Source organism: Pseudomonas fluorescens, assembly GCF_040448305.1.
GTDB lineage: Bacteria > Pseudomonadota > Gammaproteobacteria > Pseudomonadales > Pseudomonadaceae > Aquipseudomonas > Aquipseudomonas fluorescens_BH.
In genome coordinates this window covers 3,178,998-3,203,440 of the sequence record NZ_CP148752.1, presented here as the reverse complement: position 1 = coordinate 3,203,440, position 24,443 = coordinate 3,178,998, and the positions used below count along the sequence as shown (strand labels likewise).

Genomic DNA, 24,443 nt, shown 5'->3' with positions numbered 1-24,443 from the left:
GGGGCCACTCACTTTACTCGATAGAACTTACTCCCGGTCTTTCGTCGACCGGATGAGACTGCCCCGTAACTTCACAATGGCCTTCTGCATTTGCACGAAGTCGTCAGGGTCAAGACCGGTTTGCGGAAAGCCGTCTTCGGTGAGGCCTTCGCGCAGTTTTCGTCCCTCTTTGGTGAGACTGATCCGCACCTGGCGTTCGTCTTCCGGGTCGCGCTGGCGCAGCAAATAACCCATCGCTTCCAGCTTCTTCAGGATCGGCGTGAGGGTATTGGATTCGAGAAACAGCTTTTCGCCGAGGCTGCCAACGGTCTGGTTGTCTTCCTCCCACAACGCAACGAGGGTGATGTATTGCGTATAGGTCAGGCCGAGCCGTTCAAGCATCGGCTTGTAGGCCTTGCCGAAGGCCAGGTTGGTGGAATAGACCGCAAAACACAGGAACTCGGAGAGTTTGAGATCCAGGGCGGATGTCTTGTCGGTGTTTTTCATGGACGTTCTCTTGGCCCAATCTGGCGAGGCTGAAACTATACGTCGTACGCGATGGTATCGGAAGTGCGTATAAACACCGACGGCCGGCTCACCGGGAAGATCCCTGGTGAGTCGGCCGTGCAGTGGGTTATGCGGTCAGGACGTTGATGTCGACATCAATGTTGCCGCGTGTGGCCTTGGAGTACGGGCAGATTGCATCGGCGTTGTGCGCCAACTCGGTCGCCACCCCTTGGTCCAGCCCCGGCACCCGCAAGGTCAGTCGGGCCTGGAGGAAGTAGGCCGCGCCGGTCTGGCCCAGGTCCACTTCGATGTCGACGGCCGTATCTGTCGGCAGTGTCACCTTCATCTGTTGGGCGGCCAGCCCCACCGCTGCGATGTAGCAGGCCGACCACGCTCCGGCGAACAGTTGCTCGGCTTTCGGGTGTGGCTGGACGGCGGTGAGCACGTGTGCCGGTGTGTCGCTGCCGGGGGACGACAGCACGATGTCGAGGTTGCCGTTATGGCCGCGCGATGTATTGCCTGCGCTGTTATGAGTGGTGTGGGTTTTGCCGCTGGCCAGTACTTTTTCGATCTTGCTCATGGGGACTTCCGCAGGATTTAATGTTTCGTGCGATTATATCGCATACGATATTTGTAACATTTAAAAAGACAACGTTCATCAATTGGCGTGTGCAATGATCCAGTTGTTGCCGTTTTGGCCATGGGAAGCGTGAGCGGTCGAGTTAAACATTGTGCGGCGGCTTCCTGTGTTCATGGCTGAGTCTCCAAACGGCAAGGGTTATTGTTGCTTCTTATCGCTTTCGATTAGATCGCATGCGATATGTGAATACTCAACCAAAGCCCCAATGATGTCAAAGCCTATTTTATGCCTTGGCGATGAGCGGTAGACGCGAGGTCAACCTCGCTACCCTCCCCCTTGTCGAAAGGATGATGGGCTTCTCACCGTCCGGCCCTGCGGGGACCTCTGGTTACGCGCTTCGGATCGCTCTCACGCATGACGATCAACTCGTTGGCGCTGAAATGAAATGGACGTATTTCACTCGAAAAAAAACCGGCCAATCGAGCCGGTTTTCTTTGACTTGCTGATACCCGCACCCACAAAAAACCCCCTCACAAGGAGGGGGTCTGCTGTTTGAACGGTTCAGACGGTTTCACCCGTCTTTCCCTGGACTTTCGTCAGCTCAGCGCAGCGCAGGAATACCCGCAAACAGCCACGAAGTCTCTTGAACCGGAGTTGCTTCGTTGCGTTTACGCGCCCACTGGGTCAGCGCCACCATCATCGCAAAGCCGAGCACGATCAACACCGGATAGGCCATCAGCAACTCGGTGAGCGAATACTTCCAGGCCAGCGGTCGACCGACACCGAGCATGGCGGCATACAGCCAGGACACGCCCGACAGTGCGCCAGAGAACAGGGCAAACATTCGCACATTGATCTGGAGATCAAGCAGTGAACCGGCCTTCAGCATTGCCGGCAATACATAGCGGTGCAACAACATGCCGTTGAACGTCAGCAGCAATACAATAATAACTTTGGCTTGAAGTTTCGGATTGGCAAAATAGGTCATGCCTTTTTCAAGGTAATCAATACCTATAATCGCAGCTCCGGTGACCCACAAGAATATCAACGCATTGGCAACAGACTTCTGAAGACTGGCCATATGCTCATTGTCGTGCCCCGACGACACGCGACCTTTCAACAAGTCCTTGACCATGGCGGCATCGCTGGCAAACACCAGGCCGATAGCTACGCAGCAAGCCAACAGGTGAACGTACACAACGCCTAAACGCAAAAACTCCATGGATTCTTTCTGGCCGATCAGGCCGATCATTGTATTAATATCCAAGACTACATCTCCACTTATTGCGGCAGTGCAAATTGACCATGCCCCAGGCATGCGAATTAATTGATTAATTAATTGCGCCTGCACGATCAAGTTAGCATTGATTGAAGCAACTAAATAATTGGGTATTACAAGAGAGAGCGACTCGCCCAGCGAGTCAGTGATGACGGCATACTATCACTCCAGGTCTCAGGTAAAAAAATCCCCATGCGCATTCCATTCAATGCAGATGAGGTATACGTCCATTTTTCTAGTGAGTGCAGCGGGTCTCTAAGGATCCGCCTGCTGGAAAATCAGAGCCCAGCATATCCCGATCGTTCATTTTTTGAGCAAAAACATCGACAAACGGTACTGTTTCCAGCACCTGGGGATCCCTGCCCCATTGGCTGAAACCCGCGTCGCTACGCCGCTGAATCGTTTCTTGTTCCCTGCCGAAAAAAAAACCGCTTTTGTGCTGAACTTTCGTCGCCAGACCCGACCAACGGCGAAAATTGCTTACCACGAAGGCCTGCGAAAAATTTCGAAAATGGGCCCGCTGGACTCTTTCGACCAGGCTGTCGGCAAGTTCTCCATCGCCTATGCCAATCAAAATGCGAAAGATCATGCCGCGCTGATAGCTGCGGAAAAATCAGGACGGATCAATGCACTCAGGGAATAAGAGTAATGAACCCCTCCATGGCCCTGCGAGCAGCAGAGCCATGGCTCGAACGGATCAGCCGCGAATGAACTTCAGCAGATCCTGATTGACCACATCGGCGTGCGTCGTGCACATCCCGTGCGGGTACTTCTCGTACACCTTCAGGGATCCATTTTTCAGCAACTTGCTCGACAGCAGCGCAGAGTCGGCAATGGGAACGATCTGGTCGTCATCACCGTGCATGACCAAAGCAGGTACGGTGATCGCCCGCAGGTCATCCGTGAAGTCGGTTTCAGAGAAGGCCTTGATGCACTCATAGTGGGCATTTGCCGCGCCGGCCATGCCTTGCCGCCACCAGTTCTGGATCATGCCCGGCGAAACAGCGGCACCCGGGCGGTTGAAGCCGTAGAACGGGCCACTGGCAACATCCAGATAAAACTGAGACCGGTTGGCCGCCAGTTGCTTGCGCATGTCATCGAACACCTCGATTGGAAGACCGCCCGGGTTTGCCGGGCTCTTGACCATGACCGGCGGTACCGCACCAATCAAAATCAGCTTGGCCACGCGCTTGTGCAATTGACCATGCCGGGCGACATAGCGCGTCGCCTCCCCGCCGCCGGTCGAGTGGCCGATATGCACGGCGTTGCGCAGGTTCAGTTGCTGTACCAACGCGGCGACGTCCGCCGCGTAGTGGTCCATGTCGTGGCCATCGCTTACCTGAGACGAGCGGCCGTGGCCGCGCCGATCGTGTGCAATGACGCGATAGCCCTGGCCAACGAAGAACAGCGCCTGGCTGTCCCAATCGTCACCGCTGAGCGGCCACCCATGGTGGAACACGATGGGCTGGGCGTTCTTCGGGCCCCAGTCCTTGTAGAAGATTTCAACACCATCTTGGGTTGTCACTTTGCTCATGGTCATGTTTCCGCTATGGGTGTCAGGAGAGTTGAAGGACGCGAGTGCAAGGCCGGGTGCCGTGGACAAGGCAACGAGGGCCGTGGCACTCAGGCCGAGCACCAGAAAATCCCGTCGGTCCGGGCTGACAAGCCCTGAATTTTCGCTATCGCTCATGGGTGACTCCGCGTCAGTCAGTGACACGGGAGCCGCAAGGACTCCCCTGTCTGGTCAGGAAATGGGCCATGCCCAAGGTCAGCGCCCTTCCAGCTTTTTCACGACCTCATCGGTCGTCATCACACCGTTGGCGATGTAGCGGAAGTTGACCAGCGCGCTACCGTACCCGTCGCCATCAGGCAGCTTCGGGCCGGCGACGGCGTCACGTACGACAACCACCTCGAAACCGCGCTCCAGAAACTCGCGAAGGTGCGATTCGACGCACAGGTTGGACGCCATGCCGGCCAGGATGATTTTGTCGACCCGCTGCTTGCGCAGCTGCAGCATCAGGTCGTTGCTTTGCGGGCCATACAACTTGTGCGGTGAGGCGACGAGGGTCTTGCCGTCTTCGATGAAGGGTTTGAACTCCTTCATGAAATCGGCACCCGAATTGCGGAATCCATCCAGCGTCAGGGCGCCCTTGCGGTCGAACATACCCAGCTTGTGTTGGACGGTCTCCGCTGGCGCTTCAAACTCCCACTGATGATCGTGGGGGTAGTAGTAGTGCGGCGAGATCGCTACGGTCGCTCCGGTCTGCTTGAACGCCGTGAAAAGCCGGGTCAGATTCGGCACCAGATTTTGCTCGGTAACGCTCTGGCCGAAGATTGACCAGCCCGCCCCCTCCGGGCTCATGAAGTCTATCTGCGGGTCGATCACGACCAGTGCGGTTCGACTGGAATCCCATTGAAAGGTGGAGGCCGGGAGTGCCGGTTTGGCTGGATCGACGTAGGGGTTCTCGGCGGCGTAGCCGATGCCGGGCGCCATCAGGATGGCCCCCAGCAAGGTGGCGCAGGAGATGAGTCTGGCGGGATGAATTCGGTTGAAGGTCATGTTGCACGTCCGCAGTGTGGGGGTGGTGCATTCACGGTACGGCGAGAAGGCGGCACGAAATGGACATATATCCCTGGATTTCGGCCGACAAGCTCACTCACCTTGCATGAGACGGGTGGGCTCAATGCCACCCGTGACCTTCCAGACAGCAAGCGCGTACCATGGCCCCATTCAGACTGTGGATGTTCCGTGCATGCAGCGTCACATATGTTTCCTGGTCTATCCGGGCTTCGTATTGCTCGATCTGAGTGGCCCGCTCGAAGCCTTCTCCAACGCCAATCGTGCGCGCCCTTCTGGCTATCGATTCACAGTCGCTTCGCTTGAAGGCGGATTGATCGGCGCTTCGAGCGGACTGCAAGTCGCGACCGAAGCCTTGCAGGTTGTCGACCAACTCGACACGCTGATCATCGTCGGTGCACCCACCGCTCCAATCGATGACAGGATGCTGCCGATGGCAGCGGCGATACGACAGATGTCCCCGCGCTCTCGCCGCACTGCCAGCGTCTGCACCGGCGCCTTCCTGCTGGCCGAGAGCGGCCTGCTTGACGGTCGTGTCGCGACCACGCACTGGAACTACGCGCCGCAATTGCAGGCACGCTATCCGGCACTGCGCGTGGACGGAGATCGAATCTGGACCGAAGACGGGAATGTCTGGACGTCCGCCGGTATGTCGGCTGGCATCGACATGGCCCTGGCGATGATCGAGCAGGACCTGGGCAAGGAGGTGTCACGCTCCGTCGCGCGCATGCTGGTTGTCTACTATCGGCGACCCGGTGGCCAGTATCAGTTCTCTTCGCTGCTGGATTTCGACCCTGGCTCGGATCGGATCCGCACGGTGCTGAGCCATGTGCGCGATCACCTGCGGGATGATCTGTCAGTTGAGCGTCTGGCAGATGTTGCACATATGAGCGTACGCCAGTTTGGTCGCGTGTTCGCGGCGTCGGTCGGGGTGACACCGGCGAAAGCTATCGAGCGCCTGCGTATCGAGTCGGCGCGGCCAATGGTCGAGGACGGACACCAGACTTTCGAAGAGATCGCCAGGTGCTTCGGATTCGGCGATGCCGATCACATGCTTCGCAGCTTCGTGCGAGTCGTGGGGCGCACGCCACAGGAACTGCGTCGCAGCGCCCGTCAGGCCAAAGGTAATGGTTCCGGGAAAAAGGTCGATCCATCGCCCGCGTAAGCGAAGACTCGTACAAACCCCGGACCGGGCTCAAGCCGGCAGCTCGGTGATCCAGCGGGCCAGGAGCTGCTGTTTCGCCCGATCAGCAGTCGCTCTCACGGCACCCCTTCACGCTATTACACGCGCATACACCGATCTGTCGACGTTCCCACCGGATAGAATCACCCCTACCCTTCTTCCCGACATGGCTTCACGCTCCTCGATGAGCGCGGCCAGCGCCGCCGCACCGGCCCCTTCGACGAGGTTGTGGGTATCGGTGTAATACACACGCATGGCCTCGGCGATCTGGTCATCGCTGACCGATACGATCCGCGCGGCACCTGCCGCGTAGACAGCAAAGGCTTCAGGAATTGGCTTACGCACGGCAAGGCCGTCGGCAAAGGTGTTGGCCGAGGCGGTTTCGCGTATTGCTCCAGCATCAAACGATAACTTAGCGGCCAGGGCCTCACTGGAAACCACGCCAACCACCTGTGTTTCCAGACCCAGCGCATCGCGAGCGGCGATCACCCCGCAAATCCCCGATCCACAGCCAATCGGCACATAAACGGTATCCAGGTCTGGCGCTGCGTTGAACAGCTCCAGCGCATAAGTGGCGACGCCTTTGACCAGCTCGGTGTGAAACGGCGGAACCAGGAACAGGTCATGCACGCGCGCAAGACGGGCAGCCTCTTCACGGGCATCATCGAAATCGCGGCCATACTCGACCACTTCAGCGCCAAAGCCGCGCATGGCGTTGTTCTTTTCTACCGAGTTACCTTGCGGCACGACGATCAACGCCCGCAAACCCAATGCGCCAGCCGCCAGCGCCAGGCTCTGGCCATGGTTGCCGCGGGTAGCGCTGACGATGCCCTTCGCGCCCGGGTGCTCGCGTTTGAGCCAGTGCATGAAGGTGATACCACCACGTACCTTGAAGGCACCGGTAGGCGTGTGATTTTCGTGCTTGACCCACACCGTGCAACCCAACCGCTGAGCCAACAAGGGCCAAGGGTACTGGGCGGTGGCAGGCATGACCTGGTAAACGCTGCGAGCGGCCTGTTCGATATCGTCGCGAGTCAGTCTGTGCATGAGTGGTCCCCCTGAGATTTTGCCCAGTCTGAACACGGGCGCAGTGTTCCGGCTTTCAGAAAACTGACCTGACTTTTGCCCCCACTCTTCACTACTATGGTGTCCATGAGTCATCGAAATCGCCTGCCGCCACCACTTCTGTCCGAACCGGTCCGCCGTATCGAGGCCGGGCCTTGGGCAATCGAATTACTCCCCGGCTGCGCCTACGCGACCCGATATGTCGCGACCCAGGCAGGAATCGGCTTCGCCTTCGACAGCCAGCGAGGCCTGCACGCCATCGGCAGTGACCGAATACGCCCCTTCGATGCCGTGCCCAACGGCCTGGCGTTTGTCCCCGCCGGGTGTGACGTGCTGTCCGAATCACCCCAGGGCGGTGAATACCTGCGGGTGATGCGCACCGACGGTATGGCGTTGGTGGGGGATCGTGCCTTCAACAATCGTATCGATCGGCAGGCCACTGCCCTCGCACAGCGAATGCGTGCCGCGCTGTTGCTGGCCTCTGTGGAGGACGATTGGGAAGCCTGGGCACTCGCATTGTCCGAGCGGGCGACGGGTAGCGAAGCCGTGTCGACAGCACCCCATGGCTCGATAACCGGCAACCGGATGCGCTTGCTCGATGAGTTCATTGATGCAGGCCTCGATGGCCCCTTGAGCGTACCGGCGATGGCGGGGTTGCTTGGATTGTCCGAAGGATATTTCATGCGGGCATTCAAAAACGCTACCGGCAAAAGTCCGCACAGTTACCTGATCGACCGACGCCTCGCCAAGGCCCGTGCCTTGATGCGCGATTCGACTGCCACGCTGACGGAGATCGCCTACGCCTGCGGTTTCAATTCACAGGCGCACATGGCGACCACCTTCAAGCAACGCCTTGGGGTGAGTCCGGCGCAGTTGCGCCAGCGTGCGAGGTTCAGTTAGCGCCAGGTTATTTTGATGTTTGCAATGGGCTGATTTCTGCCTTTGCTGACAGGCAGAAATCGGCCGAGAGTGGCCGGTGGTCGTTGCATTTCGATTGTCGCCGGCGTTTGGCTAAGCTTAATAAATCAGGGCGACGGTACTCCCAAAGGAGACGACTATGTATGCGGTTATAAGAACCTACCTGGGTACTGGAGCAAAGCAGCTTTTCGAGCTTCTGGAAGAGCGCAAAGTCGACGTCGAAGCGACCCTGCGGACAGTGCCTGGCCTGGTAAGCTACACACTGCTGAATACCGGTGATGGTGGTACGTCAATCACTGTTTGCACGGACAAGGCCGGCAGTGATGCGAGCATGAAAGTCGCGCGTGACTGGATTCAGAAAAACACCTCGAATATCCACGCGAACCCGCCGATCGTAACGGAAGGTCCGGTCATTGTGCAGATCAACTAACGACCGATCCGCAGGGTGGTGAGTGCTATACTTTTTTTCAGATTGCATGAAGTGTGCAACGTTCCCAAGGGTACAAATACCGAGTGCTGCCGGACAGAGGAGGTCTACAGCAAACACGAGATGGGAGGTGTGGCATGAACCGACACTATTACATCAGTGACAATCTCAACGATCTTGAAAACGTTGAAAATGAATTGGAAGCCAGCGGCATCAATTCCGAACAGATTCATGTACTCAGTGAAAAAGTTGCTGATGTAGAAGAACATCACCTCCACGAGGTCAACTCGTTAATGGAACAGGATGCTGTTCACTCTGGTGAGATTGGTGCGGTGGTCGGTGTGCCACTCGCGGCGCTGGTGCTGGGTGGCGCCTATTGGATGGGTTGGACCGAGTCCGCCGCAGGCTGGATGCCTTTCATCTTCCTTGCCATTGTTGTATTGGGCTTCTGCATCTGGGAAGGCGGCTTTTTTGGGTTCCAGGTGCCGAACACACACTTCCGCAATTTCAAGCAGGTGGTAAAAGAAGGCAAACATATCTTCTTCGTGGATGTTGAACCGGATCAAGAATCGGTACTGGACCAGGTAATCAAACAGCATCCAAAACTGAAGATCGCTGGCACGGGAGCAGCAGCCCCCCACTGGACAGTGGCTTGGCAGCACAAATGGCATCAGTTCAAGCGAGTGATATCGGGTTAGTGCCTGGAGACTCAAGGCCATCCGAAAGCTGCTTACTGGCCAAAGAAAATGCCCCTGCTGAGGAAAATATAGTCTGCCTCGGTGGCCATCAGCCCGATGAGCACCAGTAAACACAAAGGCGGGACCAGTATGGCGTAGACCAACGCCAGGCGCTCCCAGGCCATATGCATGAAGATGGAGACAATCAAACCTGCCTTCAACAACATGAAAGTGATAATCAGGGACCACCGAAGGTAGCCATGGAAGTGGAAATAGTCGACAAGGTACGACAGCGTGCTGAGGACGAATAACAGCCCCCAGATTTTAAGATACAAACTGATTGGATGTTGCTGACCCTGAGCATGTGCCATCACCCGTGCTCCTCTACCATAAATAGAAGAATGCAAAAATAAATACCCACACCAAATCCACGAAGTGCCAGTAAAGCCCGGCTATCTCGACGTTCTGATAGTTTCCGGAGCGCTCATAATCTCCGCGCCATACTTTCAGCGCCACAATGCTGAGGTAGAGGGCGCCGATTGACACATGCAGTCCGTGAAAACCGGTAATCATGAAAAAGCTGGCACCAAATTGCGCCGCCCCCATGGGGTTCCCCCAGGGACGCACCCCTTCTGCGATGAGCTTGGTCCATTCAAATGCCTGCATGCCGACGAATGTCACACCCAAGGCAGCGGTGGCCAGCATCAGGGCCGTGGTTTTCGCGCGATTACGGCGATAGGCGAAATTGACGGCCATGGCCATGGTGCCGCTGCTACTGATCAGCACAAAGGTCATGATGGCGATCAGAATAAGCGGGATTTCCCTGCCGCCGATCGTCAATGCGAACACTTCACTGGGGTTCGGCCAGGCGCTGGTGATGGTCATGCGTACCGACATGTAGCCGGTCAGGAAACAGGTGAATATAAACGTATCGCTGAGCAGGAATATCCACATCATCGCCTTGCCCCAAGGCACCTGCTTGAAGGCCTCTTTATCCGAGGACCAGTCGCTGGCGATGCCCTGCCATCCCGGTGCAGGCGGCGAACCTGGTGGATTGGATGTACTGGATTCGACTTGGGCTTGTGAGTGCAATGCCATGGCTGTTCACCTCAGGCCGCAGAATCTGGCGATGGCTTCATAGGTTTGCGGCGTGCTGGCCAGCAGCGCGAATAGCACGAACCAAAGGCCCAGCAAGTAATGCCAATAGATGGCACAGAGCTCTACGCTGGCGCCAAGTTGCGCCAGTGGCACATGACGCAGAAATCTGGCGACGATCCAGCACCAGGCGATCAGCCCGCCCAGCAGGTGGAACCCATGCAGGCCGGTCAACAGGTAGAAGAAACTGTTGGCCGGATTGCTGGCGACAAAGTAGCCCCAGGCGACAAACTGCTGCCAGACCCAGAGTTGCCCCGCCAGAAAGGCAATGGCAAAGACACCCCCCAATGCAAAACCAATGACAGTTGCGCCCGGGCGAGCCTTTCGGGCGGCCATACGCGAGCACTGCAGTGCGATGCAACTCAACACCAGGAAAGCCGAATTCAGCCATAGCGGCCGGAGATTGCCTAACGGCGCCAAAGGCTCTGTCAGGGGTAGCCAGTCGACCATTTGAGAACGCGCAATAAAGGCGATCAGGAAGAGGAAGAATAACGAACTCACCACCACCAGAAACAAGCGCAGGCCTACCCTTGCAGTTTGCCTTCTATCGGCATCCTCGGCGGCGTGAATACCCTCAGGGTCGCGACTCCAGCTGCCACCGGGATCAGCGCCGTCGGCGTTTCTCAATAGCAGCCTGTTCATGTCTTGATGTCCGCCTTGGTTCCGGCACTGAGTTGCCGCATGTGCTCCAGCTCCTCGGCGGAGACCGTTTGCGGCACGAAATCCTGCTCTATCCCCGGCACACTGTAGTCATAGGCCCAGCGATGCACGACCGGCAACCTCTCTCCCCAGTTACCGTGTTTCGGTGGGGTGTTCGGCGTTTGCCATTCCAGGCTGGCCGCGCTCCAGGGATTACTGCCTGCGGGTTTGCCCTTGAATGTACTCCAGGCCAGGTTGAACACGAACAGCAATTGGGAAACGCCGACGGTCAATGCGATCACCGTAATGAAGGCATTCAAGTCTTGCGCCGACTGCGGGATGAACGCGTAGTTTTCATAGGCGTAGTAGCGGCGTGGCATGCCCTGGAAACCCAGGTAGTGCATGGGGAAGAAGATGGCGTAGGTGCCCAGAAAGGTAATCCAGAAATGCAGCTTGCCCAGGGTGTCGTTCAACATGCGCCCGGTGACTTTCGGGAACCAGTGATAAATGCCGCCGAACACCACCAGTACCGGGGCGACCCCCATGACCATATGAAAATGGGCCACGACGAAATAGGTGTCCGAGAGCGGTATATCCACGATCACATTGCCGAGAAACAACCCGGTCAGACCGCCGACCAGGAAGGTGACGATAAAGGCCAGGGCAAACAGCATCGGCACGGTCAGATGGATATCGCCGCGCCACAGGGTCAGCACCCAGTTGTAGACTTTCAGCGCGGTCGGCACTGCGATGACCAAGGTGGTGACGGCGAAGAAAAAGCCAAAGTACGGGTTCATTCCGCTGACATACATATGGTGCGCCCAGACCACGAAGCTGAGTACGCCAATCGCAATAATGGCCCACACCATCATTCGGTAGCCGAAGATATTTTTACGCGCATGCGTACTGATCAAGTCAGAGACCAGACCAAACGCAGGGAGAGCAACGATGTAGACCTCCGGGTGGCCGAAGAACCAGAACAGGTGCTGGAACAATATCGGGCTGCCACCCTGGTGATCGAGCTGCTGCCCCAGCGAGATCATCGCCGGCATGAAGAAGCTGGTCCCCAACAGCTTGTCGAACAGCATCATGACCGCACTGACAAACAACGCCGGGAAGGCCAGCAAGGCCATGATCGAGGCCATGAAGATGCCCCATACCGAGAGCGGCATGCGAAACAAGGTCATGCCGTGCGTGCGCGCCTGCAACACCGTGGTGACGTAGTTCAACCCGCCCATGGTGGCCGCGACAATAAAAATCGCCAGTGAGACGAGCATCAGGACAATGCCCCACTCGACCCCCGGTGTTCCCTGAGTAATGGACTGTGGCGGATAGAGCGTCCAGCCGGAACCTGTGGGGCCGCCAGGGACAAAAAAACTGCTGAGCAACACCAGTACCGCCACCAGGTAAAACCAGTAGCTGAGCATGTTGACGTAGGGGAAGACCATGTCGCGGGCGCCCACCATCAACGGGATCAGATAGTTGCCGAAGCCCCCCAGAAACAAGGCCGTCAGCAAGTAAATGACCATGATCATGCCGTGCATGGTCATCGCCTGATAGTAAGCACTGGCGTCCATGAACGCCAAACTACCGGGGAAGCCTATCTGCATGCGCATCAAGCCGGACAACACCACGGCGATAAGACCCACGAATAAAGCCGTCAAGGAATATTGAATGGCTATGACCTTGTGGTCCTGACTCCAGATATATTTGGTCAGGAAGCTTTTAGGCTCGTGCAGTGCCTCTGTTTCGGCTTGCTCCGCATAGGCCATCACGTCATCCTCCTGCCGAAGTTTCAGTGTATTCCTGGCTGTTTTACGGCTACTTCCCTGGCTCCGCCTTGTTCGCATCAGCGTCAGCATTCGCTTTGGATTTGATAAAAGCGATCAGTGCATTCAGCTCCTCGTCACTCGGAGCCAAGGCCGGCATGACGGCTGCATAGCCCTTGACGATTTTGGCATTAGGATGAAGAACCGATTCTTTGATATAGCCCTCATCGACCTTTACGCTCGTATCGTCGGCAAGGGTTTGCGTCTTGCCATACAGGCCCTGCCAGCTGGGGCCGACGCCCTTGTTGCCATCGACACTGTGGCAGGCCAGACAGCCAAGCGACCCGGCCAGTCGCTGTCCCTGCGCCACCAGGTCTTCACCCGGGCTCGACGCTTCGCCGGTCGAAGGTTCGTCGTCTTGCCCCGCAGCACCCAGTGATTTGATCAGGGCGATGACGGCACCCAGTTCATCGTCCTTGAGAGTATAGGCCACCATGACCGGCGGATAGCCCTGTACCAGTCGGGCCTTCGGATCGAGGATCGACTCTTTCAGGTAGGCCTCATCGACCAGCACACTGGTGCCATCGGCAAGCTGTTCAGTGCGGCCGTACAAATCCTTCCATCCCGGGCCGAGACTGGCACTGCCATCCTGGCTATGGCAGGCCTTGCAGCCGTACTGTTCGACCAACTGGCGGCCTTTTTCCAGCACGCTGTCTCGAACGGGTTTGGCAGCTGTGGTCAGTGTCTGCGCAAAAGTAGGCTGGCCTTTTAGCCATTGATCGAAGACGCCCTGCTCTTCCACGATCATATGGCCGCGCATGTTGTAATGACCTACACCACAGAATTCAGCGCAAAGGACTTCGTATTTTCCGGTTTTAGTCGGTGTAAACCAAAAGTACGACACCATCCCTGGCACCATATCCATCTTGCTGCGAATTTGCGGTACATAGAAATCGTGCAGAACATCTTTAGCGCGCAACAAGACTTTCACTGGCCGATCGAGCGGAAGGCGAACTTCATTATTCATTACAAGCACATCGTCCTGCCCGGCAGGATCCTTGGGATCAACACCGAGGGGATTGGCGGAATCAACAAGCTTGATATCCGACTTGCCCAACTTCCCGTCCTGGCCGGGAAAACGAAAGGCCCACTGCCACTGCTGGGCGACCACTTCAAGTTCGTAGGCATCTTTAGGCACCCGGATGAAATCGTTGTAGACAACCAGGCCTGGCGCCAACATTCCGGCAATACCTACCGAAGTAATGATAATCAACCATAATTCCAGCTTTTTATTTTCTGGCTGGTAGGCCGCCCTGGAACCTTCCTTGTGACGATAGCGCATCACCGCTACCGCCATGAATACCGTGATGGCAATGAAAAATATTCCGCTAATGATCAGGGTGATGAACAGGGTGGTGTCTATGGACCCCCAGTTGGATGCTGCCGGTGTCGCCTGCCAAGGCGCTAGTATGTGGAATAGCACGGATGCAATAACGATTAGTATCAGGATAATTGCTATTGCCATTTCCTCTTCATCCTATTCCTGTTGTTCATTGGTTATGCAAAAGCATCGCCACTGACGTCCAAGCAGGGCTGACAAATACCACCCATCCGGGCGGCAAAGTCAGTAAGAAGTATAGAGCCATCGGCTTGTACCGCGAGGTCGGCAAGCGAGGCCCGGCGGCCAGCTATACTGAATTTCTGATGACGGACGGCAGAGATCGGCCAGAAACGGCGCCAAAAGACGAACCCTGCCCTGATGTAGTCATCAAACATATGTAATGGCATTGAGCAGAGACGATTGCTACAGAGTCCAACAATCCACATGGGAGGTTTCGTCATGAGTGCACTGACGATCGAAGGCTGGTGCAAAACCAGCGGCGCCCAAAAGTCCACCCCGATGGGGGAAGTCCATTTCTACGTCGACGGACCTCTCCATGTCCGTCTGGAGGAGGCCGAAGAGCGCTTGCAGAAGACTCACGAGCCTGAAGCCATGGTCGATGTCGATATGGACTCGATGGATCTGATCATGCCCGAGGGATACGCGCCCTTGTCCGACTGCCAGATGCGTGTCTATCTGCAGCACGAACGCGGACAGTTCCATCTGGTCGGACACCGAGCGAGTGACGGCAGCTTGATCTACACCAATGCGGTGTTGATTGATCAGTTGCTTGAGTAGCAACTACGCGATTGCCGGTATCGGTCTTTCTCCGTGGGGTGCCCCCACATGTGGGGAACCTCACTTTTTTTCGGGGGGAAATGGCAGTGCCTTGACCTGGTTTGTAAACCCGGCCAGGTGCTTTTTTATGGCCGACCAGCTTGTTTCCCCCCGATTTCCCCATGGAATCTGGAAAAAAAGACAAAAAAATCGGCGCGGCCCTCATCTGCCTCCCAACTCGCCGCAAAGCCAGTAATGGTGCTGGCTGCGCTATCCAGGCAGGCAATAAGCGACTAGCCATTTCACTGCCGTTGGTCAGAACAATTGATCAAAAAACGAACGGATCCGGGGTTTTTCGTTCAGAATACGCCACAGGTGACACGGGCTCGGCCCCTCACCTGACCCCAGAAGCGGAAGTAAAACCTCCTATGCACAAAGTGCGATTGAGGTTTTTTGTTACCTGAAAATGGACATGATCGAATGACTAAAAAGTTCATTCGCGAAACCCGCTATTGTCTTGGCAGCGTAACGCCGCAAGATTAATTAATAGAAATTCCTGGATCTTCATGGCAATCAGCAACGGCAAATACCAACCAAGCCGTACTGAGAGCCATGTTGATTCACTATTATAACCAAGAGGTCACCATGGAACTTAGTATGTTTTCTTCGTCCACCGTGGAATATGTGCGTTTGGGCGTTGTGTATTTCCATCTTATCGCCTGCTGTGTGGCAATTGGACTGGTTTTGACCAGTGACATTGCAATGGTCAAGCAACTCCTGAAGGGGGATGCGTCAGGTCACCATGATGACGCGCACCTGGAAAGCCTTCAAAAAACCGTATCGCTTGCACTTGTAGCGCTTTGGATTACAGGCATTGGTATTATCGGGATCGATTATGCCGGCAAGGGGATGGAGTATTTCCTCAATCCAAAACTGCAAGCCAAGATCGGCATCGTTGTGCTGTTGACCTTTAACGGCTTCCTGTTGCATAGCGCTGTATTGCCGGCGCTGAAAAAAGCCGGTTCGTTACTGAAACTCTCCTTCAATCTGCGCATGCTGGCGCTGTTCTCGGGCGCCCTCTCTGGCGTGTCGTGGTTCTATGCCGCCATGCTCGGTGTTGGTCGTCCGCTGGCCTGGAAGTACTCGCTGGTGGAGTTGCTGGCAGCCTATCCGGTTCTCATCGTCGGTGGATTCGCGATGATGGTACTGCTCACTGCCTGGGCAAAAAACAAAGACACCGAAGCGCGCATGGAGCGAGGCACCTGGTCACCAGGAAACGCCGCCCTGGCTGGATGGTGAAGCCAGGTTGAACAAGGAAGTTCAGTTTCAGTAAATGAATTCCGCTTTTTAGCTGTTAACAGAATCTCACTTGAGGATACCCAAATGAAATCCATGAAAGTTCTCTTCGTAGTCGCCACCCTGACCGCCTCTTCTCTGGCCATGGCCACCGGTGGCGGTGACAAGACCTTCGCACGCATGGAGTCGGCCCGGAAAGTCTCGGTGGAAACCTACCAGGTTGCACAGAAACAGAAGACTGAAGCCGCTGTCGCTGAAAGCAAAGCCAAGGCGACCGATCGCGCCAAAAGCTGATCTGTGTAGCGCGTCCCCCGGCCGACAGAAATGTGCGGTCTCAAGTCTCGAATGCAGCACTCAAGGTGCTGCATTTGCCGTTTTAACCGAAACCCCGTTTACACAAAATCCAGTGTGTTGAATCCACAGTCGTAAGCAGCCTTTCGCGAAGGGCTGCTTCACGCCCTGAGGAAGTCAGTCAACCTAAATCAAGACTCTTGAGGAGCGCCTGACCGGCGGAGTTCCCCCTGCCGGCCGACGATCGTGAAATATCAAATACCCGCAGTAGTCATGGAGATAGGAAACTATCGCTTCCCCTTCATGCAGACTACGGAAAGATAAGCACCCCAAAGAACACCACACAGGGCAAGTATCAGCTCCGGATTGAAAATGTTCTGATCGACCGGTGCCACCAGGATTTCGCTATAAAGGCACATGGCGCCCGCGATCAACGCAATAAAGTAGCCGGTCCGGGTCCTGGTCCGGCGCAGCAACAGAACCTTTTTCAGACCCTCGTCTTTCCATTCTTGAAGGGGCATGAGTTGGATCTCCTCCAGCAGCACCACACCCCACAGCAACGCACACAACCAATAACCTATCATCTTGATGCCCTCCAGTTTGAACATTGATTCAACATGAATGCAGCGGACGAAAATTTGTCGAGAGGTAAATATGCTTGATTGGAACGGCCACCACTATCGACGTTAGCAGGACTTGTTTGTGGCGATATCGGCCAAACGCTTGTAGTGATTCCACTACAAGCAGGCTGGATCCGGCGAAGCCGGGCATGTGCTGCGCATCATTGCTGTACAGTTCGTTAAACAGCACCTGAAGTTCAATCAGGACGATTCAATGATGCCCGGGCGTTTATCGCAGAGAGTGGAGGATGCCGAGAACGATTGAGTGACTCGGCTGCGTCGGATGGCAGGGTATTCTAAGTTAACAGGCCGTTTTCGATGGCATAGCGGGCCAGTTTCGCGTTGCTGTCCATCCCTGTTTTTTCCAGGATGCGTGCCCGGTACGTCGTGACGGTACTCGGGCTCAAGTGCAATATCTCAGCGATGCGGACAATTCTCTCGCCTGAAGCGAGGAGCTTTAGTACTTCAAGCTCCCGGTCGGATAGCGCTTCGTGGGGTGCCCCGTCGCCTCTGCCGATAGCGTTGACCAGTTTTTCTGCCAGCTCAGGACTGACGTGCTTGCCGCCTGAGGCCACCTTGCGAACTGCCGTAACCAAGGTGGCTGCGGAAATATCCTTGGTGAGGTATCCCGCTGCGCCGTGCTTGATTGCGCGTAACGCATAGGCCTCGACCGAATGCATGCTCAGCATCAGAACGGCGAGCTTGGGTTTCTCTGCACGCATGAGCTTGAGGAGTTGCAGGCCGGTCTTGTCGGGCAGCTGAATATCGACCAGCGCCACGTCGAAATCCTGCTCCCGGACCAGGAGCATTGCGTCTTGTGCCGTCGCGGCTTCGCCCGTTACGTCGATCTCGCCGGCAGTCTCCAACATGCGTCGCACGCCATTACGCACGATGCTGTGATCATCCACCAGCAAGACTCTGATTTTGTGGTCAATCATCTGTATTTTCCATTCGGCAGTAGCCAGCAAGCCATGGAATCTGCTGCAGAGCTTGACGTTAGCAGGCGCAGAGCACACTTGCACTTTTGCCTCAGGCGTTAGTGCCCACTTCTCCGGACTGCGGGTGCAGTCGGTTGGAACGGCCTGTTCCCGGGCAATTTCCCCAGGATCCGGGGCATTGCGCCAACCTTGCTAATATTCCGTAAGCCAACGCTCAGCTTTCAGCATGGTCAATACTGCAATGCCGGCTCCTGCATGACGCCTTGCGCGTGGCATCCATCTTGACTGGACATAGACATGGCCACAGTGACGACACCGATCGAAGTTTTCGACATGAAGACGTTGCTGACAGCGCTGAAGGCGTTGCGCAATGGTGACTTCACCACGCGTATGCCGGAAGACTGGACCGGCATGCCGGGCAAGATCGCCGACACGCTCAACGAGATCATCGACATGGCGGCCGACACCGCCACCGAATTCGAACGCGTGGCGCGACTGATCGGCAAGCAGGGCAAGGTCGATGAGCGTATCGAATTGCCGATGATGAAAGGCTCATGGCAAAAGATCGTCAACTCGAGCAATGCGCTGACCAGCGACCTCATCAGCCCGATGAGCGAGATGATTCGCGTTATCGGTTCGGTTGCCGAGGGTAATCTGAGCCAGCAGGTACCACCGGTACTCGACGGCCTGAAACTGCGGGGCCAGTTCCTCAAATCCGCCAGGATCGTGAACACCATGGTGACGCGACTGGGCTCCTTCGCTTCCGAGGTGACCCGTGTGGCGCGCGAAGTCGGCACTGAAGGGATTCTTGGAGGGCAGGCCAATGTCAAAGGGGTGTCCGGCACCTGGAAAGACCTGACCGACTCCGTCAACGACATGGCCGCCAATCTGACCACCCAGATGCGCAACATCGCTTACGTGACGACCGCGGTGGCCAAAGGCGATCTGGGCAAGACGATTACCGTCGAAGTCAGGGGGGAGATTCTCGAGCTGAAAAACACCATCAACACGATGGTCGGCCAGCTCTCGAGCTTCGCTGCGGAGGTGACCCGCGTGGCGCTGGAAGTCGGTACCGAAGGCAAGTTGGGCGGTCAGGCGGAAGTGCGCGGTGTATCAGGCACCTGGCGCGACCTGACCGAATCGGTCAACGGCATGGCGGCGAACCTGACCACCCAGGTGCGCAACCTCGCACAGGTGACGACGGCGGTGGCGCGCGGCGACCTCGGCAAGAAAATTACCGTTGAAGCCAAGGGCGAGATTCTCGAACTGAAAAACACCATCAACACGATGGTCGACCAGCTCTCCAGCTTTGCCTCGGAAGTGACCCGCGTCGCGCTGGAAGTCGGTACCGAAGGCAAACTGGGCGGACAGGCCGAAGTGACCGGCGTGTCCGGTACCTGGAAAGACTTGACCAATTCGGTCAACGGCATGGCGGCCAACTTGACCACCCAGGTGCGCAACATTGCCGACGTGACGACGGCGGTGGCCAACGGCGACCTGTCACGCAAGATCACAGCCGAAGCGAAAGGTGAAATTCTCCAACTCAAGGAAACCATCAACACAATGGTGGACCAGCTCTCGACCTTTGCCGACGAAGTGACGCGCATGGCTCGCGAAGTGGGGACTGACGGCAAGCTCGGTGGCCAGGCCAGGGTGACGGGCGTCGGTGGAACCTGGAAAGACTTGACCGACTCGGTCAACAGCATGGCGGCCAACCTGACCAATCAGGTCCGCAACATCGCCGACGTGACGACGGCGGTAGCCAAAGGCGACCTGGGGCGCAAGATTACCGTGGAAGCCAAGGGCGAAATCATGGAGCTGAAGAACACCATCAACACCATGGTGGACCAGCTCAATAGCTTTGCCGCCGAAGTGACGCGGGTGGCGCGCGAAGTAGGCACCGAAGGCAAGCTCGGGGGACAGGCACAGGTGCAAGGCGTGTCCGGCACCTGGAGGGATTTGACCGAAAACGTGAACTTCATGGCGGCCAACCTGACCAGCCAGGTGCGAGGCATCGCCAAAGTGGTGACCGCAGTCGCCAACGGCGACATGAAGAAGAAACTAACACTGGAAGCCAAGGGCGAGATCGCCGAACTGGCCGACACCATCAACGGTATGACCGATACGCTGGCGCTGTTCTCCGATCAGGTCACCTCGGTGGCGCGTGAAGTGGGGGTCGAGGGCAAACTGGGGGGCCAGGCCAACGTGCCGGGTGCTGCCGGCACCTGGCGGGATCTGACCGACAACGTGAACGGTCTGGCGGCCAACCTGACCAATCAGGTGCGCGCAATTGCCGACGTGGCGACTGCCGTGACCAAGGGCGATCTGACTCGTTACGTGGAGGTGGAAGCAAAGGGTGAAGTGGCGGAATTGAAGGACAACGTCAACGAGATGATCCGCAACCTGCGCGAAACCACGCGGCAAAACGCGGAGCAGGACTGGCTCAAGAGCAATCTCGCGAAATTCAACCGCCTGCTGCAGGGCCAGCGCGATCTGGCGGCAGTCTCCAAGATGGTGCTGTCTGAACTGGCTCCGCTGATCAACGCCCAGCACGGTGTGTTCTACATGATGAACGAGAGCCCGCCCGATCCTGCGAAACTCAAACTGCTGTCCGCTTATGCGTACAAGGGCAACATCAATGTGAACGATGAGTGGCGGCTCGGCGAGGGCCTGGTCGGGCAATGCGCTTACGAGAAGCGGCGCATCCTGTTGACCGATGTACCCGCCAATTACGTCGCGATTTCATCGGGACTGGGTGCGGCCGCCCCGCTGAATATCATCGTGTTGCCGATCCTGTTCGAGAACAAGGTCAAGGCCGTCGTCGAAATGGCTTCGTTCACGCGCTACAGCATCATTCATCAAACCTTCCTTGATCAGCTTGCTGAATCGATTGGTATCGTGCTCAACACGATCGAAGCCAATATGCGTACCGAAGAACTGCTCAAGCAGTCGCAATCGCTGGCGCAGGAGCTGCAAAGGCAACAAGAAGAATTGAGACAGACCAACGAGGAACTGGGGGACAAGGCTGGACTGCTGGCGGAGCAGAAAGCCGAAGTCGAGCGCAAGAACCGCGAAGTCGAAATCACCAAACTGTCGCTGGAGGAGAAGGCGGAGCAGTTGATGCTGACCTCCAAGTACAAGTCCGAATTCCTCTCCAGTATGTCCCATGAGCTCAGAACGCCATTGAACAGTTTGCTGATCCTGGCCCGGCAGCTCAGCGACAACGCGGAACACAATCTCACGCCCAGACAGGTCGAATATGCCAAGACCATCCGTAGCGCGGGCAAAGACCTGCTGGAGCTGATCGACGAGATTCTCTATCTGTCCAAGATCGAGTCGGGTACGGTCACACTGGATCTGAATGAAGCGCTGTTCGCCGATCTGCACGACCAGATCGAACGCACCTTCCGGCCGGTCGCCGAAAGCCGGGGCCTCACCTTCACGATTGAACTGGCGCCTGCCCTGTCCCCCGTCATCTGGACCGACGAAAAGCGCCTGCTGCAGGTGGTCAAGAACCTGCTGTCCAACGCCTTCAAGTTCACTGAGCAAGGCAGCGTCAAGATCAGCATCGCGCCTGCTGTGTCCGGGTGGAGCGTGGACAACAGCGAACTCAATCGTGCCGATGCGGTGGTCGCCTTCGTGGTCACCGACACCGGCATTGGCGTATCTGCCGGCAAGCAGAAGCTGATCTTCGAAGCGTTCCAGCAAGCAGATACCGGAACCTCACGAAAATACGGCGGCACCGGCCTCGGCCTGTCGATCAGCCGTGAGCTCGCACACCGGCTGGGCGGTGAGCTGCGGCTGATCCCCGGTGAGATCGGCAAGGGCAGTACTTTCGCGCTGTACGTGCCCTTGCGTACACCGGATGCCCAGCATCAGACCCTGGACGAATCAACGACAGAGGCAGTACCTGGCCAGGTCAAGCGCGACCTCATGCCAAGCCCGTCTGCACAGATACCGGACGACCGCGAGTCTGTCCAACCCGGGGACCAAGTGCTGCTGATGCTCGAGGGCGACGCCCGATTCGCCAGCATTCTGCTCGAGGCCGCGCACCAGAAGGGGTTCAGGGCTATCGTCACGACCCGTGGCGCGGATGCACTGGAGCTTGTCGAGCGCTTCAAACCCGCCGCGATCACGCTAGACCCGGGCCTGACGGACATCGATGGCTGGTCGCTGCTCGAGCAGTTGAAGCGCAATTTCGCCACGCGTCACATCCCGGTCCAGATCATCTCGATCGCTGACGACCACACACGCGGGCTGCGCTATGGCGCTTTCGACTATCTGCTCAAGCCGGTCACAGCCGACGAGATTCAAAATGCGCTGGTCGGCATCGTCGCATTCGCTCGGCGCGAGACCAGGAATCTGCTGCTCATCGACGGCAACGAAGGGAGCCGCGCCCGCATCCTCGATCTACTCGGCAACACCGACGTGAAGATCGAAACGACCGCCAGCGGCGCTGAAGCCTTGAAGAAACTGGCGAAGAAACGCTACGACTGCATGGCAATCAATCTCAAACTGCCCGACGCATCCGGCATCAGGTTTCTCGAGGCGTTGCAGGAAGACCACGCCATGCGTGAATTGCCGATCGTCGTCTATGGTGCAGAGACACTGACCAAGCCGGAACACGAGCGTTTCAGGACACTGCTCGGCAAGGGCGTCATCAAGGCCGTTCAGTCCCCCGAGCGCATACTCGACGAAACCGCGCTGTTTCTACACCGCGTCGTCGCCAGGCTGCCGCAGACCCAGCGCAAGATGCTGGAAAAACTCTATGCGGGTTCGGACAGTCTCGAGGGTAAAAAGGCCCTGGTGGTCGACGATGACGTGCGCAATATTTTTGCCCTGACCAGCGTGCTCGAGTGCAACAAAATGCTGGTGGCCACGGCCGAAAACGGTCGAACCGCCATAGAACTGCTGCAGCAGCAGCCCGATACCGACATTGTGCTGATGGACATCATGATGCCCGAGATGGATGGCTTTGAAACCATGCGCCAGATCCGCACATTCAAGAGATTTGAAACCCTGCCCATGATTGCGCTGACGGCCAAAGCGATGATGGGTGACCGTGAAAAGTGCCTCGAGGCAGGAGCATCGGACTATGTCAGCAAGCCAGTGGATACCGACCAGCTGCTGTCACTGATGCGCAAATGGCTATATCGATGACTGTGTACCGCGCTCATTGCGCGCTAGCGCAAACAGAAGTGGCATAAACATGCAACAGGAACCTCCGGTATTCAATGAGAAACCCCAGGTACGGCACCCGCTCCCGCCTGATGGCGTGCCAGCATCCGTGTTGCTGGTGGATGACAATCCCGCCAAGCTTACGGCGCTCGCCGCGGTGATTGCCGACATGGGCCTCGATATTGCCACGGCGACTTCCGGGCGCGAGGCGCTGCGCCTGCTATTGCAGCGCGACTTCGCCGTCATTCTGCTCGACGTGAAAATGCCAGTGATGGACGGTTTTGAAACCGCTGCACTGATTCACGGCCGCCCGAAGTCGGCCCACACGCCCATTATCTTCGTCACAGCTGAGGCCGAAACGGATTCCGAGCGTTTCCGCGGTTATACGTCCGGCGCAGTGGATTACATCTTCTCGCCGATTGTGGCCGAGGTGCTTCGCGCCAAGATCCGGGTGTTTGTCGACCTGTTCTACCTGCAGCGCAAACTGACGATGCAGGCCGAAGAGTTGCTGCAATCGAAGCTGCAGTTGCGTGAACTGGCCTCCTATCAGGAGCACATCAAGGAAGAAGAGCGAAAGCGGATCGCACGCGACATCCATGACGAGCTGGGACAGAGTCTGCTGGCGTTGCGGATCGATGTCTCCATGTTGCAGGCGCGCACCAGTACCCTGCACCCCAAGCTCAACGAAAAGGCCAGCGATGCTCTGAATCAACTCGATACAGCCATCCGCAGTGTGCGCAGTATCATCAATGATCTTCGGCCACCCGTACTCGATCTGGGACTGCAGGCAGCGATCGAGTGGCAACTTGAAGAGTTCCGCCAGCGCAGCGCGATCGATTGCACGATGTCGGCGAAAGACGAAAATTTCCGTTGCGATCTGAATGAAAAATCCGCCACGACGCTGTTCCGCATCGTGCAGGAATCGCTGTCGAATATTGCCCGGCACGCGCAAGCGACACAGGTGCATATCCAACTCTCCAGGGAGGGTCGCCGGCTCTACCTGCGGATCAAGGACAATGGCGTAGGCATGACGGATCGCAAAAAATTGAACTCGTTCGGGTTGGTGGGAATGAAGGAACGCATCAGCATGCTGGGTGGGGAATTCACGATCGACAGCGCACCGGACAAAGGAACGAGATTAACGATATCGCTGCCACTCGACTGACCCGGATGGCACTGATTCACCTGCGTGAAAATCCGTCATGA

24 protein-coding genes are annotated in these 24,443 nt (G+C 56.9%); 11 read left to right on the top strand and 13 right to left on the bottom strand.

All coding sequences use genetic code 11. The features are described 5' to 3' along the window. Positions 1 to 27: 27 nt before the first annotated feature. From WHX55_RS14470 to WHX55_RS14460, 3 genes are all read right to left on the bottom strand, one after another. Positions 28 to 486 carry a MarR family transcriptional regulator gene (locus tag WHX55_RS14470; RefSeq protein ID WP_008051025.1) on the bottom strand — a complete coding sequence of 153 codons (459 nt, stop codon included), beginning with the start codon at positions 484 to 486 and terminating at the stop codon, positions 28 to 30. 127 nt (positions 487 to 613) lie between these two features. After that, positions 614 to 1,066, bottom strand: coding sequence for an Ohr family peroxiredoxin (locus WHX55_RS14465; RefSeq protein WP_057714894.1), 453 nt, complete (start codon positions 1,064 to 1,066; stop codon positions 614 to 616). 601 nt (positions 1,067 to 1,667) lie between these two features. Beyond that, on the bottom strand, positions 1,668 to 2,318 hold the full coding sequence (locus WHX55_RS14460) for a hypothetical protein (protein WP_150724312.1): 651 nt from the start codon (positions 2,316 to 2,318) through the stop codon (positions 1,668 to 1,670). A 337-nt stretch (positions 2,319 to 2,655) separates the two neighbouring features. On the opposite strand from WHX55_RS14460, the gene WHX55_RS14455 reads away from it, so the two are divergent. After that, entirely contained in the window at positions 2,656 to 2,988 is a 333-nt protein-coding gene (locus tag WHX55_RS14455) for a DUF2252 domain-containing protein (RefSeq protein WP_224789646.1), read from the top strand. 54 nt (positions 2,989 to 3,042) lie between these two features. On the opposite strand, the gene WHX55_RS14450 is transcribed toward WHX55_RS14455, so the two are convergent. Further along, positions 3,043 to 3,879: an alpha/beta hydrolase gene (locus WHX55_RS14450; RefSeq protein WP_150752997.1), complete on the bottom strand. Its 837-nt coding sequence runs from the start codon at positions 3,877 to 3,879 to the stop codon at positions 3,043 to 3,045. A gap of 234 nt (positions 3,880 to 4,113) precedes the next feature. Then, positions 4,114 to 4,905 (bottom strand): cysteine hydrolase, encoded by a 792-nt coding sequence (locus tag WHX55_RS14445; RefSeq protein WP_191633608.1) that lies wholly within the window; start codon positions 4,903 to 4,905, stop codon positions 4,114 to 4,116. A gap of 193 nt (positions 4,906 to 5,098) precedes the next feature. Between WHX55_RS14445 and WHX55_RS14440 the strand changes: the two genes are divergently transcribed. Beyond that, on the top strand, positions 5,099 to 6,088 hold the full coding sequence (locus tag WHX55_RS14440; RefSeq protein ID WP_150752808.1) for a GlxA family transcriptional regulator: 990 nt from the start codon (positions 5,099 to 5,101) through the stop codon (positions 6,086 to 6,088). Positions 6,089 to 6,196: 108 nt separating this feature from the next. Here the strand turns inward: WHX55_RS14440 and WHX55_RS14435 are convergent, their stop codons facing one another. Further along, positions 6,197 to 7,153 carry a threonine dehydratase gene (locus WHX55_RS14435; protein WP_150752807.1) on the bottom strand — a complete coding sequence of 319 codons (957 nt, stop codon included), beginning with the start codon at positions 7,151 to 7,153 and terminating at the stop codon, positions 6,197 to 6,199. A gap of 96 nt (positions 7,154 to 7,249) precedes the next feature. Between WHX55_RS14435 and WHX55_RS14430 the strand changes: the two genes are divergently transcribed. The 3 genes from WHX55_RS14430 to WHX55_RS14420 all read left to right on the top strand — a co-directional run bounded on the left by WHX55_RS14430 (position 7,250) and on the right by WHX55_RS14420 (position 9,214). Beyond that, positions 7,250 to 8,071, top strand: a complete 822-nt coding sequence (locus WHX55_RS14430; RefSeq protein ID WP_150752995.1) for an AraC family transcriptional regulator — start codon at positions 7,250 to 7,252, stop codon at positions 8,069 to 8,071. Positions 8,072 to 8,228: 157 nt separating this feature from the next. Next, positions 8,229 to 8,519, top strand: coding sequence for a hypothetical protein (locus WHX55_RS14425; protein ID WP_150723913.1), 291 nt, complete (start codon positions 8,229 to 8,231; stop codon positions 8,517 to 8,519). A 134-nt stretch (positions 8,520 to 8,653) separates the two neighbouring features. Next, positions 8,654 to 9,214 (top strand): magnesium transporter, encoded by a 561-nt coding sequence (locus WHX55_RS14420; RefSeq protein ID WP_150723914.1) that lies wholly within the window; start codon positions 8,654 to 8,656, stop codon positions 9,212 to 9,214. Between the two features lie 32 nt (positions 9,215 to 9,246). Here WHX55_RS14420 and WHX55_RS14415 read toward each other — a convergent pair whose 3' ends face one another. The 5 genes from WHX55_RS14415 to WHX55_RS14395 are packed head-to-tail and all read right to left on the bottom strand — an operon-like array spanning position 9,247 to position 14,281. Next, positions 9,247 to 9,564, bottom strand: coding sequence for a cytochrome C oxidase subunit IV family protein (locus WHX55_RS14415; RefSeq protein WP_150723915.1), 318 nt, complete (start codon positions 9,562 to 9,564; stop codon positions 9,247 to 9,249). A gap of 13 nt (positions 9,565 to 9,577) precedes the next feature. Next, the gene (locus tag WHX55_RS14410; RefSeq protein WP_150752806.1) at positions 9,578 to 10,291 is read right to left on the bottom strand and encodes a heme-copper oxidase subunit III family protein; all 714 of its coding nucleotides are present in this window, start codon (positions 10,289 to 10,291) and stop codon (positions 9,578 to 9,580) included. 6 nt (positions 10,292 to 10,297) lie between these two features. Further along, positions 10,298 to 10,990: a cytochrome c oxidase subunit 3 gene (locus tag WHX55_RS14405; protein ID WP_150752805.1), complete on the bottom strand. Its 693-nt coding sequence runs from the start codon at positions 10,988 to 10,990 to the stop codon at positions 10,298 to 10,300. Beyond that, positions 10,987 to 12,759 (bottom strand): cytochrome c oxidase subunit I, encoded by a 1,773-nt coding sequence (gene ctaD / locus WHX55_RS14400; protein WP_150752994.1) that lies wholly within the window; start codon positions 12,757 to 12,759, stop codon positions 10,987 to 10,989. Before ctaD ends, WHX55_RS14405 begins: the two co-directional genes overlap by 4 nt. A gap of 49 nt (positions 12,760 to 12,808) precedes the next feature. Continuing rightward, a complete protein-coding gene (locus WHX55_RS14395) occupies positions 12,809 to 14,281 on the bottom strand; it encodes a cytochrome c oxidase subunit II (protein WP_150752804.1) in 1,473 nt (490 codons plus the stop codon). Between WHX55_RS14395 and WHX55_RS14390 the strand changes: the two genes are divergently transcribed. The 4 genes from WHX55_RS14390 to WHX55_RS14375 all read left to right on the top strand — a co-directional run bounded on the left by WHX55_RS14390 (position 14,275) and on the right by WHX55_RS14375 (position 16,504). Continuing rightward, a complete protein-coding gene (locus WHX55_RS14390) occupies positions 14,275 to 14,538 on the top strand; it encodes a hypothetical protein (protein WP_353742951.1) in 264 nt (87 codons plus the stop codon). The two genes, WHX55_RS14395 and WHX55_RS14390, sit on opposite strands and share 7 nt — an antisense overlap. A 58-nt stretch (positions 14,539 to 14,596) precedes the next feature. Continuing rightward, positions 14,597 to 14,935 carry a hypothetical protein gene (locus WHX55_RS14385; RefSeq protein ID WP_150723919.1) on the top strand — a complete coding sequence of 113 codons (339 nt, stop codon included), beginning with the start codon at positions 14,597 to 14,599 and terminating at the stop codon, positions 14,933 to 14,935. Positions 14,936 to 15,559: 624 nt separating this feature from the next. Beyond that, positions 15,560 to 16,213, top strand: coding sequence for a hypothetical protein (locus WHX55_RS14380; protein WP_150723920.1), 654 nt, complete (start codon positions 15,560 to 15,562; stop codon positions 16,211 to 16,213). 84 nt (positions 16,214 to 16,297) lie between these two features. Beyond that, positions 16,298 to 16,504, top strand: a complete 207-nt coding sequence (locus tag WHX55_RS14375; RefSeq protein WP_150723921.1) for a co-regulatory protein PtrA N-terminal domain-containing protein — start codon at positions 16,298 to 16,300, stop codon at positions 16,502 to 16,504. A gap of 284 nt (positions 16,505 to 16,788) precedes the next feature. Here the strand turns inward: WHX55_RS14375 and WHX55_RS14370 are convergent, their stop codons facing one another. Then, positions 16,789 to 17,109 carry a hypothetical protein gene (locus WHX55_RS14370; protein ID WP_257605558.1) on the bottom strand — a complete coding sequence of 107 codons (321 nt, stop codon included), beginning with the start codon at positions 17,107 to 17,109 and terminating at the stop codon, positions 16,789 to 16,791. A gap of 308 nt (positions 17,110 to 17,417) precedes the next feature. Beyond that, entirely contained in the window at positions 17,418 to 18,059 is a 642-nt protein-coding gene (locus tag WHX55_RS14365; protein WP_150752802.1) for a response regulator transcription factor, read from the bottom strand. 297 nt (positions 18,060 to 18,356) lie between these two features. On the opposite strand from WHX55_RS14365, the gene WHX55_RS14360 reads away from it, so the two are divergent. Together WHX55_RS14360 and WHX55_RS14355 are read left to right on the top strand one after the other, a co-directional pair. Beyond that, entirely contained in the window at positions 18,357 to 23,219 is a 4,863-nt protein-coding gene (locus WHX55_RS14360) for a HAMP domain-containing protein (RefSeq protein ID WP_151214716.1), read from the top strand. Positions 23,220 to 23,268: 49 nt separating this feature from the next. Next, entirely contained in the window at positions 23,269 to 24,402 is a 1,134-nt protein-coding gene (locus WHX55_RS14355) for a response regulator (protein WP_150723925.1), read from the top strand. Positions 24,403 to 24,443 lie beyond the last annotated feature (41 nt).